The sequence below is a fragment of the Rhizobacter terrae genome (assembly GCF_003852895.1).
Classification (GTDB): domain Bacteria; phylum Pseudomonadota; class Gammaproteobacteria; order Burkholderiales; family Burkholderiaceae_C; genus Albitalea; species Albitalea terrae.
On the sequence record NZ_QUSW01000001.1, the window covers coordinates 190,822 to 206,497 of the forward strand.

Genomic DNA, 15,676 nt, shown 5'->3' on the forward strand with positions numbered 1-15,676 from the left:
GGCGTCAGCGGTCCTTGCGCAGCACCACCACGGGCGAGCTCGCATCGCCCATCGCGAACAGCGTGTAGACCTTCTGGGCCACCAACGTCACGTCGGTCGCGGTGTACAGCGCCGTGGTGCGCAGCGGCGTCGTCAGCTCCAGGCGAATGCCGGTGCCCGCCGTGAGCGCGGTCGGCGTGGACACACCGCCGAAGGCCACGTTGTCGCCCACCGAGACGTAGTCGGCGCTCAGGCTGATGGTGCCGTCCAGCCCGTTGAGCAGGTTGACGAGCCGGATCTTCGCGTTGCTCGACACCGTGGCGGGCGAGTTGTCGTCGGCCAGCAGCTTGACCTTGGGCGCCGACGCATCGCCGTAGACGAGCAAGGTCGCGTCCGTGCCGGTGCTCACCGCCAACGCGCTCGTGTCCAGCGCCGTGCCGTTCACCGACACCGCCAGGCCCGACAGCGACGCCGCGGTGGTCACGTAGGTGCCGACTGTCGGCGAGAGCAGGGTCGAGTTCAGGCTGCCGTCCGTGGTGCCGGTGACCACGCTGGCATTGCCGCTCACCGCCGCCACGACGCGCACGCGGGCATTGGCGTTCTTGTAGGCGGTGACAGTCCCGCCCTGGTTCACGAGCAGCCCGTTCACCAGCACGCCGCCGGACGTGCTGGTCAGCATCAGCGTGGTGATCTGCTGGTCAGACAGCGTCACCGAGGGAATGTCCAGGCGAAGGTCGGTCTTGTCGCCATACCCCGTCACGCGGATGCGGTAGGTGCCCTTGGTGATCTCGACGAAGGAGGTCACGCTCGCGCTGGCCACGCTCGATGCCGTGGCCGTGGAGGTGGCAAGGTCTGCATCGGGCGCCGTCACGTAGACGTCGACATAGCCCGCGGCGGCTGCGCCGTTGAACACGCGCAGGGCGGCCGTGCCCGAGGTCGGCGCGGACTGCGTGTCGGCGAAGTACGTGCTCGACATGGTCGAGCCGTTGTTGTAGGCCACGAGCGTGTAGGACGTGTCCTTGGACACCGTCATGGAGCTCGACAGCGCCGTGGTCGTGGTGCCCGCCGGCTTGAACTTGAAGGTGTAGGAGCCTTCGCTCACCGACTGGTAGCTGCTGACTGCCCCCTCGGCAATGCCCGACAGCACCAGCGTGTCGGAGGTGTAGTAGTCGATGGCGCCGTAGTCGTGCGTGGCATTGAGCACGCGCACGTTGCCCGTGCCGCCGCTGTCGCCGCCACCGCCGCAGCCAGCGATGAAAGGCACGCACAGCAACGCACCGAGCCATGTCATGGCTTGTCTGAACTTCAAGGTCGATCCTCGGGGGTTATGGAATGTGTCCGCGAGGATCGCCTTGTGCTGTTGCCTGTCTGTTGCCCTTGTGTAGCGATGCAGACACAGTGCTAACGCTCAGGCAGGCGTCAGTGTCGCAAGGGCAAGGTGATGGCCGCGCGCAGCCCGCCTTGGTTGCGGTTGGACAGGGCGAGGGTGCCGCCCTGTCGCTGCACGAGGTCGCGTGCGATGTACAAGCCGAGCCCGGTACCGCCGGTGGCGCGGTTGCGCGAACTCTCCATGCGGTAGAAGGCCTGGAACACCGCGTCCATGTGTTGCGGCGGGATGCCCGGGCCTGCGTCGTCGATGAATATCTTCACCTGGCCGTCGTCGCGCAGCACGGTCACGTCCGCCTTGTCGCCATAGCGCAGGGCATTGCTGAGCAGGTTCGACAGCACGCGGCGCAAGGCCGTGGGCTGTGCGTTCACAACGGCCTCGGAATGCCCGCTCACGGTGACGGCGTGGCCCTGCTCCACCAGGTCGTCGCCCAGCGATTGCACCAGCGACAGCACGTCCAGCGCTTGCAAGGGTTCCGAGTAGCTCGCGCCGCGGAACAGCTCCAGCGACGAATCGATGAGCTCGTTCATCTCGCGCACGTCGCTGATGCAGCGCTGGGCCGCGTCGTGCTCGATGGATTCCAGCCTCACCCGCATGCGCGTGAGGGGCGTGCGCAGGTCGTGGGAGATCGCGGCCAGCAGCAGGCCGCGTCCCTTGAACTGTTCTTCGAGCTGCCGCCCCATGTCGTTGAATACCCTCGCCGCATCGCGCACTTCGACCGTGCCGGCGTGTTCGTCGAGCCTCGGAGGCGGCTGGTTGCCGCCAATGGAGACGGCCAATCCGCGCGATGCCTCGGCCAGGCGGCGCATCGGTGTGGACACCCATCGCGCCCCGAACCAGGCCGCGATGCCGATGATGAGGAAGCGCAGGCCATAGTCCACCGCCAGCGCAGAGGGCGTGAGGCCGGTCCAGCGCTGGCGACGCGGCGGGCCATCAGGGCGGGATGCTGCATCGCGCCCCGGCGGCGGGCCCATGCCGGGACCCGGCCCGAGATCGGGCGGAGGCTCGCCGCGCCGCATCGAAGGCCCGCCAGGCAGCCCCGGTGTCGGCGGCAGCGAGGGTGCATGCGACAGCACGGCACCGAAGGAAGGGGCAATCCGACCGGGCCGGTCGATCACCCAGTTCGTGACGACTTCGTAGGCCACGAGGTGGCTCACCACCAGCGCGGCCCACATCAACAGGAACAGGCGCTTGAACAGCGTGTCGCGCCACAGGCGCTTCATGCCGCGCGCTCCGAGCTCACCTTGGCATCGAAGAGGTAACCCTCACCACGCACCGTGCGGATGAGGCTGGGCTCGCGTGGCGAATCACCGAGCTTCTGGCGCAGGCGCGACACGGCCAGGTCCACGCTGCGGTGGTTCACCTCCACGCCGGGCGTGACGGTGAAGTCGACCAACTGGTCGCGGCTGAGCACGCGGCCCGCGTGGTCCACGAAGGCGGTGAGCAGTCGGAACTCGGCATTGGACAAGGCCACCACGACCTGCGATGGCGAAACGAGCTGGCGCTGCAAACGGTCCAGCGACCATCCGGAGAACTGCACGCTGCGCGGCAGGTCGCGCAGCGCCGCCGCTTCGCCGCCCGGTGCCCGGCGAAGCACGGCATTGATGCGCGCCACCAGCTCGCGCGGCTCGAAGGGCTTGGCCACGTAGTCGTCAGCGCCGATCTCCAGGCCCACCACGCGGCTGATCGGGTCGCCCTGTGCCGTGAGCATGATGACCGGGGTGCGGTGCTGCTGCCGCATCCACTTGCACAGGTCGAAGCCGTTGTCGTCAGGCAGCATGACGTCGAGGATCACGACGTCGAAGGTTTCGGACTTCACGGCGCGGCGCATCTGCGCGCCGCTGTCCACGCCCAGCACCGACATGCCGAAACGCTGCAGGTACTCGGTGAGGGATACGCGGATCTCGCTGTCGTCGTCGACGAGCAGGCATCGGATCATGGTGTGTGCATCTCCACGGCGCCCGGTCATTCGTCGGGCTGGCCTCGCGCCTGCAGCGCCTGGCCGCCCGTGCTCGCCTGGAGGCGGATCCAGGCGTAGGCCAATTCTCCCGCCGATGCCGCCAGTTCGTCATCGTCCACGAGCAGGGCCTGCGTGCCGAGGATCACGTCGTGTTGCGTCGCCGCGCCGACCTGCTGGCGGCGCTTGACGGCTTCCAGCTCCATCTGGCGGCTCTTCACGACTTCGAACAAGCGCGCTGCGCGCACGGTGCGCTGCTGCAGCGCGGACAGGTCGGCGCTCACCTCGGACTCGGCCTGGGCGGACACGGTGAGCAGGTTCTGCACGTCGGGCAGCTCGGAGCCGGGCATGGACGGCACGGCGCCGGGCGCGGCGGCAATCCAGCCGGTGAGGTTGGCCGGGCCGATGGCAAGCTGCCGCTGGACCTCGGGGGAGCTGCGCGGGCCGAGCGCGATGAGGCTGCGCGAAGCGCTCACGTCGGGCCGCGACATCAGCACGCTGCGCGGCAGCCGCTCGGGCGTGGGGGCGTCGAAGGCCGGCAGGTCGTGGCTCTCCAGGGCGTCGTGCAGTTCGCCGAAGAGGTCCTGCACCGACTTGCCGGTGAGCACGGCGAGTGCGTTCACGGAAGCATCGCGCTGGGATTGCATGGCGGCGGCCAGGCGGTCACAGGTGGCTCGGCGCTGGTCGATGGTCTTCAGCGCCTCGCCCATGGCCGCGATCGGCGGTGCCGCCGCGAGCACGCGCCGCTGCAGCTCAAGGGTGTCGCGCATTTCCAGGGCCAGCCGCCAGCGCAGGTGGAAGGTGCGCAGGCCGACATAGGCAGCGGCGACCTGCGCATCCAGGGGCAGCGACGATGATCCGGAGCTCAAGGCCGGCGCGGCTTGCGGCCGCGAAGCCGCTGCGCGTTGAAGCGCAGGCAATGGGGCCTCGTTGAACGCCGTCCACCAGGGGCTCATGGCCTCGCTCACTGTGGCCTGCGGTCTGGCATCGGCACGGAGCTCTTCTACGCTGGCAGTGCGTGCCTCGCAGGTCACGGTGAGTGCAAGGCACAGCAAGGCCACCGCTGCAGCACGCTGGGACATCGAACGGTTTCGCATGGCAACCCCCGTCATTGCTCTTGTCGATGCGGCGCGCCGGGCTGGCTCGCCATCAGTGCACGGACTTTGATGCTGCGCCATGTCAACACCAATGCCTGTGCGTCAAGTCATGTAAAGAATGCCTTCTGGGCGAAGGCCTGCGACTCGTCGGCGCTCAGCTTGGAATCGCCATTGGTGTCGATGGACTCGAACAGCGCCTGCAGGCCTGGTTCGTTTCAGACGCCAATGCCCACCGTGAGCGTGGCGGTGTAGCCGTTGGTGACGTCGCCGGTCATGGTCGCCATCTGCAGCGTCACGCCGTCGCTGAACACGTTGTCGGTGGAGAAGCTGATGGCACTGAAGTTGGCCACGCTGGCGCTGTAGCCGCTGGTGGCATAGACCGTGTCGCACACGCTCTCCGGAAAGGCGAGCTGCGAGGTCTTGAGCTTGTTGGTGTACGAGGTCGCGGTGGTGGTGCTGCGGTACACCTCCATGTGGACGTGAGGCATGCGGCCCGAGTAGCAGCCGGGGAAGATGGTGGTGAAGGTCGCCAAGCCATCGCTGTCGGTGGCCTGCACGCCGCGCAGGAAGTTCTCGGCGGTGACGCCCGAGGAGTACAACGAGTAGCGGCCCTGGCGGTCGCAGTGCCAGATGTAGATGGCATAGCCCGAAAGGTCCGCGCAGCTTCCGTTGGTGTTGACGAGTTGCAGCTTGACGGTGAGCAGCACGCCATCGGCCACGCCGCTTGCGCCGGCGAAGCTCGAACGGATGTCGCTGCGCACGATGCCCGACAGCGCCAGCGCGCTCACGCCGTTGGAGCCGTCGCCCGGATAGGGTCCCGCCGTTTCCTCGGGAATGACCGAGCAGGAGGTGGTCGTCGTGGTGCCCGTGCCGCTGGTGGTGCCGCTGCCGGACGTGCTGCCGCTGGACGTGCTGGAGGAGCCGGTGTCGTCGCCTCCACCGCCGCAGCCCAGCAAGCTGGCCGCGCCCAGTCCGGCCAGCCAGCCCAGGGCGCGGCGTCGTTCCTTGATGGCCGCCTCGAGCGTGCGCAGGTCGTGGGCCAGTCCGTGATCGTGTGCGTGCATGTTCATCCTTTGCGAGCGAAGCGACAGGCTTCGCCTGGATGGCATTGCACCGGTTCACATTGTCGAGAAGGTTGCTGTTGGATGTCGGGGCCGACATGAAGTGTGTCAGGCCGGGCTGATCGCGGTATCGTCCCGCCATGAAACTCCTGACCGTTGGAACCTGGCGCGAGCTGGCGGCAACGCTGGAATCGCTGGATGGCTGGGCCTTTCGCGGCGAGAAGTCGTCGCAGTGGGACTTGCTGACTTCGCTGTCGCGCCGACTCAAGCTCTACGCCCCCGATGACGCGTCATGGCGGCTGCGCGAAGAGCGCGCCATCCGAATCTTCCGGCGCAAGGCCCACAACTACATTCCCGACCAACAGGCGCAAGCCGACGACCTGCGCCTGCTGGCCATCATGCAGCACCACGGCGCGCCGACACGGCTGCTGGACTTCACCAAGTCGCCATTCGTCGCGACCTTCTTCGCACTGGAAAACGCCACCTCCGAAGCCGCCCTCTTCGCACTGGACACGCCCCGGCTGTGGAACGCCGCGCCGATGTTCGATGCGAACCTCACACGCGAGCTCATCGACCCGCGCCGGCCGGGCAACTTCGACCGCTACTTCGCGCCCAACACCACGCCGGTGCTGTGGTTCGGCGAGCCGGCCGAGATGGACCGGCGGCTCATCGCGCAGTCGGGCCTGTTCGTGGTGCCGGGAGTGCTGCACCTGCCGCTGGACGAGGTCCTCAAGCACTACGACCCGTCGGGGGACTTGCTGATGAAGATCGTGCTGCAGCCGGGCATCCGCGAAGAGGCCATGCGGGCGCTCTACCGCATGAACATCACCTACGCGACGCTGTTCCCCGACCTGGACGGGATGGCGAAGTCGCTGGCCTACGAGCTGGAAGTGGCGTGGCGCACTTGAACCGCGCGACGGAGGTGAAGCGAAGGCACAAAGCAAAACGCCACCCGAAGGTGGCGTTTTACCGAGATGGTTGGCGGAGTGGACGGGGCTCGAACCCGCGACCCCCGGCGTGACAGGCCGGTATTCTAACCAACTGAACTACCACTCCGTTGATCAGACGCTGGCTCAACTGCTCCAGCACTTCTGACCAGCAGGATTTTCGGATTGCTCCGCAAGCCCTGCCAAACTTGGCGTCCCCTAGGGGATTCGAACCCCTGTAATCACCGTGAAAGGGTGGTGTCCTAGGCCTCTAGACGAAGGGGACTGAATCCTTCGTACTTGTGAACAACGCGCCACCGTTTGATTGGTGGAGGTAAGCGGGATCGAACCGCTGACCTCTTGCATGCCATGCAAGCGCTCTCCCAGCTGAGCTATACCCCCATTGATCAAATTTGATCGGGAATCCTCTTTCGAGGACCTTTGGCAGCCTCGTGCATTTCTGCATTTCGACCTGCTTCAGGTTTCGCGCTGTTCTCAAGCGAGACTGCGATTATAGACAGACTTTTATGCCCGATGCAAACGCTCGATCACGAAATGTTTTGCGAAGAGTTCGAGCACCGCATCGATGGACGGCGTCTGTGCACGACCGCACACCTTCACGCGCACGGCATGGGCCAGTTGCGGCATCTTCAGGCCGTGCGCAGCAATGGTTTCCTTGATCGCTGCGTTGATGGCGGCCTTGTTCCATTCCGTGGCTTCGAGCTTGTCGGCGAGCGCGGCAATGGCCGGCTTCACCGCATCAGTCACGTGCGCGGCCAGGTCTTCCGCTGAAGGCGTGACGTCGGCGAAGTACATCGCGAGCCAATCGGCCAGCTCCACCGTGGTGGTGCAGCGGTCCTTGAACAGCGGCACGCGGCGCTGCACGTCGCCCACCGATGCATCGATGCCGCGGCGCTTGAGCTGATCTGCCACCAGCGCGGCCAGGCGCGACTCGTCGATGGTCTTCAGATAATGCGCATTGACCCAGGCCAACTTGGCCGCATCCCATTGCGCCGGGCTCTTGGACAGGTGGCTGCCGTCAAACCATGACACCATCTGATCGCGCGAGAAGATCTCGTCGTCGCCGTGGCTCCAGCCCAGGCGCGCCAGATAGTTGAGCATCGCCTCGGGCAGGTAGCCCGCTTCTTCATAGGCCGTCACGCTCACCGCGCCGCGGCGCTTGGACAGCTTCTGCCCGTCGTCGCCCAGGATCACCGGCACGTGCCCGAACTGCGGCAGCGGCGCACCCAGCGCGTTGAAGATGTTGATCTGCCAGGGCGTGTTGTTGACGTGCTCGTCGCCGCGGAACACATGCGTGATGGCCATGTCCCAGTCATCGACCACCACCGCGAAGTTGTAGGTCGGCACGCCATCGGCGCGCATGATGATGAGGTCGTCGATCTCCTTGTTGCCGATGCTGATCGGCCCCTTGCAGAGGTCGTCCCAGGTCACCACGCCATCGGGCGGATTGGCGAAGCGGATCACCGGCTGCACGCCTGCGGGCGGCGTGGGCAGCACCTTGCCGGGTTCGGGTCGCCACGTACCGTCGTAGCGGCGCTTCCCAACGCGCGCGTACTCGGCTTCCTTCATCGCGTCCAGTTCTTCGGGCGTCGTGTAGCAGCGGTAGGCATGGCCGCTGGCGATCATCTGGTCCACCACCTCGCGGTAGCGGTCCAGGCGCTGCATCTGGTAGACCGGACCTTCGTCGTATTCCAGTCCCAGCCAGTGCATGGACGCGAGGATCTGGTCCACCGAATCCTGGGTGGATCGGGCCACGTCGGTGTCCTCGATGCGCAGCACGAACTCGCCGCCGTGGTGGCGGGCGTAGGCCCACGAGTACAAAGCCGTGCGGGCCGTGCCCAGGTGCAGGAAGCCGGTGGGCGAAGGTGCGATGCGCGTGCGGATTTTTCTGGTCATGTGAGAAGCAGTTGTCCTGGAGGCCGACGATGGCGGCTCAGCGTGTGTCGCTTTCGCCTTGCAGCGCGAGCCGCGAGCGGCCCGGTCCTTCTTCCTCGTCGTTGCCCTGCGAGCTGCGTTGCGTCGCAATGGCATCGAAGTCCGCCGCCGACACATCGCCGGTGATGTACACGCCGTCGAAGCACGAAGCCTCGAAGCCGTTGAGCTTGGTGTTGAGCTGGCCGACCACGCGCTTCATGGCCGCCACATCCTGGTAGATCAGCGCATCGGCGCCGATGAACTGGCGGATCTCTTCCATCGTGCGGTTGTGCGCGATGAGCTCGTCCTTGGTCGGCATGTCGATGCCGTACACATTCGGGAAGCGCACCGGCGGCGCCGCCGACGCCATGTAGACCTTGCGGGCACCGGCATCGCGCGCCATCTGCACGATCTCTTTCGAGGTGGTGCCGCGCACGATGGAATCATCCACCAGCAGCACGTTGCGGCCCTTGAACTCCACGCCGATGGCGTTGAGTTTCTGGCGCACCGACTTCTTGCGCACGCCCTGCCCCGGCATGATGAAGGTGCGGCCGACGTAGCGGTTCTTCACGAAGCCTTCGCGGTAGGGCTTGCCGATCTTCTGCGCGAGCTGCATGGCCGAGGGGCGGCTGGATTCGGGAATCGGGATCACCACGTCGATCTCGTTGGGCGGCATGGTGGAGATGAGCCGCTGCGCCAGTGTCTCGCCCATGTTCAGGCGGGCCTGGTAGACCGAGACGCCGTCCATGATGCTGTCGGGCCGCGCGAGGTACACGAACTCGAACATGCAGGGGTTGAGCGACGGGTTCTCGGCGCACTGCTTCGCATGCACCTGCCCTGCCAGGTCGATGAAGATCGCCTCGCCCGGTGCGACATCGCGCACGAGCTTGTGGCCGGTGCCTTCGAGCGCCACCGACTCGCTGGCCACCATGACCTCGGGGTTGCCGTCCGCACCCATCGCCTGGCCGTAGCACAGCGGGCGGATGCCGTAGGGGTCGCGGAACGCGAGCAGCCCGTAGCCGGCAATGAGCGCCACCACGGCGTAGGAGCCCTTGATGCGCTTGTGCACCGCCGACACCGCCTTGAAGATTTCCTCTGGCGTCAACGGCAGGTTGCGCGCTGCCAGCTCCAGTTCGTGCGCGAGAATGTTGATCAGCACCTCGGTGTCGCTCTCGGTGTTGATGTGGCGGCGGTCGATGTCGAAGAGTTCCTTCTTCAGCGAGTGCGCGTTGGTGAGGTTGCCGTTGTGCACGAGCACGATGCCGAAGGGCGCGTTCACGTAGAAGGGCTGCGCCTCTTCCTCGTTGTAGGCGTTGCCCGCCGTGGGGTAGCGCACCTGACCCAGGCCCACCGTGCCGGGCAGCGCCCGCATGTTGCGGGTGCGGAACACGTCGCGCACCATGCCGCGCGCCTTGTGCATGAAGCACTTGGTGCCCTGCATGGTCACGATGCCGGCGGCATCCTGGCCGCGATGCTGCAGGAGCAGCAAGGCGTCATAGATGAGTTGGTTGACCGGCGTCCGGGAAATCACTCCGACGATGCCACACATGGAACTGCTCCAGCTTTCAAGTCACAAGCGGTGAGGCCATGCCGGCCTCACCGCGGAAGATGTTCGGCGATCTGCTGCGGGAGTACCGGCTTGATGCCGACCAGCGCCCCATGCAGCCACACGGCCCCGCGAGACTCCTGCCACGCCGCCGACTTCGCCAGCGAGGTCAGCAGCACGACGGTGGTGATCGCGAGCATCACCACCAATGCGCGTGCCACGCCGAAGGTCGCGCCCAGCGTGCGGTCGACGATGCTCAGCGGCGTGGCCTGGATGAGCATGCGGATGAGTCGCGACAGCAGGGCCCAGATGATCAGCGCGGCAATGAAGGTACATGCGAACGAGGCGGCGTGATTCAAGCCCGACCCCGGCTTGCCCACCGGGATGTGCGGCGCCAGTTCGGGCGACAGCCACTGCGCCGCGAAATACGCCACGAGCCAACCCAGCAGCGACAGCACCTCGAAGACGAATCCGCGGATGAGGCCGACCACCACCGACAGCATCAGGATGCCGATGAAGACCCAGTCGACCCAGCCGATGTCCGTCATAACGTCAGCACCACGGCCTGTTCGCCCGCGGCCTTGATCTTGGCCTGCACTTTTTCCGCCTCGTCGCGCGACGCGAACGGGCCCACGCGCACGCGGATGCGGTGGCCTTGCGAGGTGTCGGCCACCTGGGCATAGGTCTTGATGCCGAGCTTCTCGACCTTCAGCCGCATCTCGTGGGCAGCGGTGTTCTCGGCGAAGGAGCCGACCTGCACGACGAAGCGGCCGTCCTTCTTGTCGCCAGGCTTGCCTTCGAGCAGCGCCTGTGCGCGCTTGCCGTCGTCGCCGGGCTTGGCGTCCGGTTTCGCTTCAGCAGGTCTGGGCTCGGGCTTGACGGCGGCAACGACAGGCTTGGACGCCGGCGCCGTGGGCTTGGCAGCCACAGCCACAGCCGCGGCAGAGGCTGCCGGCTTGGCGGCGGCCGTGGACGCGGCGGGCTTGCTGGGCGGCACCACGACTTCGCGTCCGGCATCCGCCTGCGTTTCAACGATCTCGGTCGGGGCCGATGCCGCAACAGGCGCGGGCGCAGGCTCCACCGGCACCGCGGCGGCCGTGCGCGCAGGGCGCGACGCCGGAGGCATCACCAGCGGCGGTGCCACGTCCTTGCGCGGAATCTCGATGGGAATATCGACTGGAATCGGCCGCGGCTGCGTCTCGAACACCAGCGGGAAGCCGATCACGCCGATGACCACCAGCACCGACGCGCCGATCAGCCGACGGCGGGCGCGGGTTCGGGCCTCCTGGACGGAATCGGGATTGGCGTCGGCCGCCGCACGGCTGGCCTTGTCGCCGGACTTTCGCTGGAAGATGGACAACAGACCCATGCAGTCGATTCAGAGTGACGAGGCGGCCTTGTGTTCCGCCTCGGCCCGAGGCCGCGCAGGCGGCGGAGGTCGAAATCAGCCCACGTGCGTGGCGCTCAAGCGGGGCAGCCCCTCCTTCAGCACACCACCCACGGTGTAGAAGGAGCCGAAGACCACGATTCTATCAGCGGGGTCTGCTTGGCCGACTGCAGCACGCAGCGCGGCAGCGGGGTCCGCATGGCAGTTCACGCTCACGGGGCCCGGGCCCTTCAGTGCGAGGCGCTCGTGAAGTTGTTTCAGGCCCTCGGCCTTCGCCGCACGAGGGATCGGCAAGTCGCAGAAGTTCCAGGTATCCACCAGCGGCGCCATGCGGCGCAGGATCGCCTCCAGGTCCTTGTCCTGCATCGCGCCGAACACGACATGGGTGCGCGGATGGAAACCCATCTGGTCCATGTTCTGGGCCAGCGTGGCAACGGCATGCGGGTTGTGCGCGACGTCCAGCACCAGCACTGGCTGGCCGGGGATGATCTGGAAGCGGCCGGTCAGCTCCACCATCGCCAGGCCGTTGCGTACTGCCTGGGCAGTGATGGGCAGCTGTTCGCGCAGGGCCTCGAAGGCGGCGAGCACGCCGGAGGCATTGAGCAGTTGGTTCGCACCACGCAGCGCCGGGTAGGCCATGCCGTTGAAGCGCTTGTCACGGCCGGCCCACGACCACTGTTGCTTGTCGCCGGCGTAGTTGAAGTCGCGGCCGAATTGCCAGAGGTCGGCGCCGATCTCGGTCGCGCGGTCGACGATGCTTTGCGGCGGCACCGGGTCGCTCACCACCACGGGCTTGCCGGTGCGCATGATGCCGGCCTTCTCGCGCCCGATGGACTCGCGGTCGGGCCCGAGGTATTCGACGTGGTCGATGTCGATGCTGGTGATGATGGCGCAGTCGGTGTCGATGGCGTTGACCGCGTCGAGCCGGCCGCCCAGGCCCACCTCGAGGATCACCATGTCCACGCTCGCCTTGGACAGCAGCCGGGCGATCGCCAGCGTGGTGAATTCGAAGTAGCTCAGGCTCAGGCCCAGGTCGATGCGGGCCTTCTCCACCGCCTCGAAATGCGGGATGAGTTCTTCGGCGGCAACGCTCTGCCCATTCACCCGGCAGCGCTCCTCGAAGTGCACGAAGTGCGGCTTGATGTACAGCCCCACCCGGTAGCCCGCCTGGAGCGCGATCGACTCCAGCATCGCGCAGGTGGACCCTTTGCCGTTGGTGCCGGCCACGGTGATCGCCGGCACCTTGAACGCCAGGCCCAGGTGCTGCTTGACCGCCAGCGTGCGGTCCAGCGTCATGTCGATTTCCTTGGGATGCAGCCGCTCGCAGCGGGCCAGCCATCCATCCAGGGTGGTGGGCAGGGTGTCGTCGGACATGGTGTTCATGGAATGGGCGCCGGAAGTGAAAAGGCGGCCGAAGCCGCCTTCTCGCCGGCGCGTGGAAGCTCAGGCCACCGCGTCGGCGCTTTGCCGCTGCAGCATGGCGATGGCACGCGCGACGGTGCCGCGCATCTCTCGGCGGTCGACGATCATGTCGATCGCACCCGACTGCATCAGGAACTCGGCGCGCTGGAAGCCTTCGGGCAGCTTCTCGCGCACGGTGTTCTCGATCACGCGCGGGCCGGCAAAGCCGATCAGCGCCTTGGGCTCGGCGATCACCACGTCGCCCACGAAGGCGAAGCTGGCGGACACGCCACCCATGGTCGGATCGGTGAGCACGCTGATGTAGGGCAGCTTCGCCTTGGCCAGCCGCGTGAGGGCCGCGTTGGTCTTGGCCATCTGCATCAGGCTGAGCAGGCCTTCCTGCATGCGCGCGCCGCCGGTGGCCGTGAAGCTGATGAAGGGCACGCGCTGCTCGCAGGCGGTTTCCACGCCGCGCACGAAACGCTCACCCACCACCGAGCCCATGGAGCCGCCCATGAAGTCGAACTCGAAGCACGCCGCCACCACCGGAATGGTGTGCAGCGCGCCGCCCATCACCACGAGGGCATCGGTCTCGCCGGTGTTCTCCAGCGCTTCCTTCAGGCGCTCGGGGTAGCGCTTGCTGTCCTTGAACTTCAGCGCGTCCACCGGCACCACTTCCTGGCCGATCTCGAAGCGGCCTTCGGCGTCGAGGAAGCCATCGAGCCGCGCACGTGCGCCGATGCGATGGTGGTGGCTGCACTTGGGGCAGACGTTCAGGTTCTGCTCCAGGTCGCTCTTGTAGAGGACCGTTTCGCAGGAGGGGCACTTGATCCACAGGCCTTCTGGCACCGAGCGGCGTTCGCTCGGATCGGTCTGCTGGATCTTCGGCGGCAGGAGCTTTTCAAGCCAACTCATGAGCGGTTTCCTTCCAACGAATCGAGTGCGGCGCGGATGTCGGCAATGAAGCGTCCGCCCGCCTGGGCCACGCTGTCGCGCGGCTGGACTTCGAGCAATTGAACAATGGCCGAGCCGATGACGACCGCATCGGACACGGCGGCCACCGCCCGGGCGGTGGCGGCGTCGCGAATGCCGAAGCCTACACCGACGGGCATCTTGACCAGCGACTTGATCCGTGGCACCACTTGCGCCACCGCAGCGGTGTCGAGGTGGCCGGCACCGGTCACGCCCTTGAGCGAGACGTAGTACACGTAGCCGCTGGCCACGCGGCCCACGTCTTTCATGCGCTGCTCGGTCGAGGTCGGCGCGAGCAGGAAGATGGGGTCGAGGCCTGCATCGCGCAGCGTCTTGGCGAAGGCCTCGCATTCCTCGGGCGGGTAGTCGACCACCAGCACGCCGTCGACGCCAGCGTTCTTGGCGTCATCGACGAAGCGGCCGATGCCATAACGCTCGATCGGGTTGGCGTAGCCCATGAGCACCACCGGCGTGGTGTTGTTCTTCGCGCGGAAGGCCCGCACGTAGGCCAGCACCTGCGGCATGCCGATGCCCTTGGCCAGCGCGCGCTCGGCAGCGCGCTGGATGACCGGGCCATCAGCCATCGGGTCCGAGAACGGCACGCCCAGCTCGATCACGTCCGCGCCGGCGTCGGCCATCGCGAGCATGAGGTCCACCGTCGCATCGGGGTATGGATCCCCCGCGGTGACATAGGGAATGAGCGCCTTGCGGCCCTTGGCGGCAAGCGCCTGGAAGACGGTCGTGATGCGGCTCATTTCTGCACCTTCACGATCGTGTCGGCGCCCTTGACGGACTGACCGCGACAGGAAGGCCGGCAGAAGAACTCGGCATTGGACAGGTCGGCCACGGTGCCAATGTCCTTGTCGCCCCGGCCCGAGAGGTTCACGAGCAGATGCTGGTCCGGCCGCATGGTGGGCGCCATCTTCATGGCGTGCGCCACGGCGTGGCTCGATTCAAGCGCGGGAATGATGCCTTCGGTGCGGCACAGGCGGTGAAAAGCGGCGAGTGCTTCATCGTCGGTGATGCCGACGTACTCGGCGCGGCCGATGTCCTTGAGGTAGGAATGCTCAGGGCCCACGCCGGGGTAGTCGAGCCCGGCAGAGATCGAGTGCGTCTCGATGATCTGGCCGTTGTCGTCCTGCAGCAGGTAGGTGCGGTTGCCGTGGAGCACGCCGGGCGAGCCGGCCGAAAGCGATGCCGCATGCTTGCCGGTATCCAGGCCCTGCCCTGCGGCCTCCACCCCGATCAGCCGCGTCTTCTCCTGTTCGATGTACGGGTAGAAGATGCCCATCGCATTGCTGCCGCCGCCCACGCAGGCGATGACGGCATCGGGCTGGCGGCCGATCATCTCGGGCATCTGCACCAGGCATTCGTCGCCGATCACGCGCTGGAAGTCGCGCACCATCATCGGGTACGGGTGCGGGCCCGCCACGGTGCCGATGATGTAGAAGGTGTTCTCGACGTTGGTGACCCAGTCGCGCAGCGCCTCGTTCAGCGCATCCTTCAGCGTCCGGGAGCCGCTTTCCACCGGCACGACCTTCGCGCCCAGCAGGTGCATGCGGTAGACGTTGGGCGACTGGCGCTTGACGTCCTCGCTGCCCATGTAGACCACGCATTCCATGCCGTAGCGGGCACAGATGGTAGCGGTGGCCACGCCGTGCTGGCCTGCACCGGTTTCGGCAATGACGCGCGGCTTCTTCATGCGCCGCGCCAGCAGCGCCTGGCCGATGGTGTTGTTGACCTTGTGCGCGCCGGTGTGGTTGAGGTCTTCGCGCTTGAGGTAGATCTGTGCGCCGCCCAGTTCACGACTGAGGCGCGCCGCATGGTAGATCGGGCTTGGACGGCCCACGAAGTGCGCAAGCTCGGACTGGAATTCGGCGATGAAGGCGGGATCCTTCATCGCCTCGTCGTAGGCTGCCTTCAGTTCATCGAGCGCGTAGATCAGCGTCTCGGCCACGAAGGTGCCGCCGTAGGGGCCGAAATGCCCCCGGGCGTCGGGTTGCTGGTAGTTCAACATGGGAGAAAACT

The 15,676-nt window shown here is 66.6% G+C and carries 14 protein-coding genes and 3 tRNA genes; 1 reads left to right on the plus strand and 16 read right to left on the minus strand.

The window, feature by feature from the left end; translation table 11 throughout:
- Positions 1-4: 4 nt before the first annotated feature.
- The 5 genes from DZC73_RS00850 to DZC73_RS00870 form a co-directional block, all read right to left on the minus strand.
- Entirely contained in the window at positions 5-1,288 is a 1,284-nt protein-coding gene (locus DZC73_RS00850) for a DUF4397 domain-containing protein (protein WP_124538312.1), read from the minus strand.
- A 110-nt stretch (positions 1,289-1,398) separates the two neighbouring features.
- The gene (locus tag DZC73_RS00855) at positions 1,399-2,589 is read right to left on the minus strand and encodes an ATP-binding protein (RefSeq protein ID WP_124538313.1); all 1,191 of its coding nucleotides are present in this window, start codon (positions 2,587-2,589) and stop codon (positions 1,399-1,401) included.
- Entirely contained in the window at positions 2,586-3,305 is a 720-nt protein-coding gene (locus DZC73_RS00860) for a response regulator transcription factor (protein ID WP_124538314.1), read from the minus strand. The genes DZC73_RS00855 and DZC73_RS00860 overlap by 4 nt, the downstream gene beginning before the upstream one ends.
- Positions 3,306-3,331: 26 nt before the next feature.
- Positions 3,332-4,405 carry a TolC family protein gene (locus DZC73_RS00865; RefSeq protein ID WP_124538315.1) on the minus strand — a complete coding sequence of 358 codons (1,074 nt, stop codon included), beginning with the start codon at positions 4,403-4,405 and terminating at the stop codon, positions 3,332-3,334.
- Between the two features lie 230 nt (positions 4,406-4,635).
- On the minus strand, positions 4,636-5,484 hold the full coding sequence (locus tag DZC73_RS00870; protein WP_124538316.1) for a dioxygenase family protein: 849 nt from the start codon (positions 5,482-5,484) through the stop codon (positions 4,636-4,638).
- A gap of 137 nt (positions 5,485-5,621) precedes the next feature.
- Here DZC73_RS00870 and DZC73_RS00875 point away from each other — a divergent pair, with 137 nt between their 5' ends.
- A complete protein-coding gene (locus tag DZC73_RS00875) occupies positions 5,622-6,389 on the plus strand; it encodes an FRG domain-containing protein (protein ID WP_124538317.1) in 768 nt (255 codons plus the stop codon).
- A 71-nt stretch (positions 6,390-6,460) separates the two neighbouring features.
- Here DZC73_RS00875 and DZC73_RS00880 read toward each other — a convergent pair.
- From DZC73_RS00880 to trpB, 11 genes are all read right to left on the minus strand, one after another.
- A tRNA-Asp gene (locus DZC73_RS00880) sits at positions 6,461-6,537 on the minus strand.
- An 80-nt stretch (positions 6,538-6,617) separates the two neighbouring features.
- Positions 6,618-6,693, minus strand: a tRNA-Glu gene (locus tag DZC73_RS00885).
- A gap of 40 nt (positions 6,694-6,733) precedes the next feature.
- Positions 6,734-6,809 (minus strand) — tRNA-Ala (locus DZC73_RS00890).
- A gap of 123 nt (positions 6,810-6,932) precedes the next feature.
- Complete coding sequence (gene gltX / locus DZC73_RS00895) at positions 6,933-8,324, minus strand: glutamate--tRNA ligase (RefSeq protein WP_124538318.1); 1,392 nt, start codon at positions 8,322-8,324, stop codon at positions 6,933-6,935.
- A 37-nt stretch (positions 8,325-8,361) separates the two neighbouring features.
- The gene (gene purF, locus DZC73_RS00900) at positions 8,362-9,891 is read right to left on the minus strand and encodes an amidophosphoribosyltransferase (protein WP_124538319.1); all 1,530 of its coding nucleotides are present in this window, start codon (positions 9,889-9,891) and stop codon (positions 8,362-8,364) included.
- 47 nt (positions 9,892-9,938) lie between these two features.
- Entirely contained in the window at positions 9,939-10,436 is a 498-nt protein-coding gene (locus DZC73_RS00905) for a CvpA family protein (RefSeq protein WP_124538320.1), read from the minus strand.
- Complete coding sequence (locus DZC73_RS00910) at positions 10,433-11,257, minus strand: SPOR domain-containing protein (RefSeq protein WP_124538321.1); 825 nt, start codon at positions 11,255-11,257, stop codon at positions 10,433-10,435. The genes DZC73_RS00905 and DZC73_RS00910 overlap by 4 nt, the downstream gene beginning before the upstream one ends.
- Before the next feature lie 75 nt (positions 11,258-11,332).
- Positions 11,333-12,658 carry a bifunctional tetrahydrofolate synthase/dihydrofolate synthase gene (gene folC, locus DZC73_RS00915; protein WP_235834941.1) on the minus strand — a complete coding sequence of 442 codons (1,326 nt, stop codon included), beginning with the start codon at positions 12,656-12,658 and terminating at the stop codon, positions 11,333-11,335.
- Positions 12,659-12,718: 60 nt separating this feature from the next.
- The gene (gene accD / locus DZC73_RS00920; protein WP_124538322.1) at positions 12,719-13,591 is read right to left on the minus strand and encodes an acetyl-CoA carboxylase, carboxyltransferase subunit beta; all 873 of its coding nucleotides are present in this window, start codon (positions 13,589-13,591) and stop codon (positions 12,719-12,721) included.
- Entirely contained in the window at positions 13,588-14,403 is an 816-nt protein-coding gene (gene trpA / locus DZC73_RS00925; RefSeq protein ID WP_124538323.1) for a tryptophan synthase subunit alpha, read from the minus strand. The genes accD and trpA overlap by 4 nt, the downstream gene beginning before the upstream one ends.
- Positions 14,400-15,665, minus strand: a complete 1,266-nt coding sequence (gene trpB / locus DZC73_RS00930) for a tryptophan synthase subunit beta (protein ID WP_124538324.1) — start codon at positions 15,663-15,665, stop codon at positions 14,400-14,402. The genes trpA and trpB overlap by 4 nt, the downstream gene beginning before the upstream one ends.
- Between the last annotated feature and the right edge of the window lie 11 nt (positions 15,666-15,676).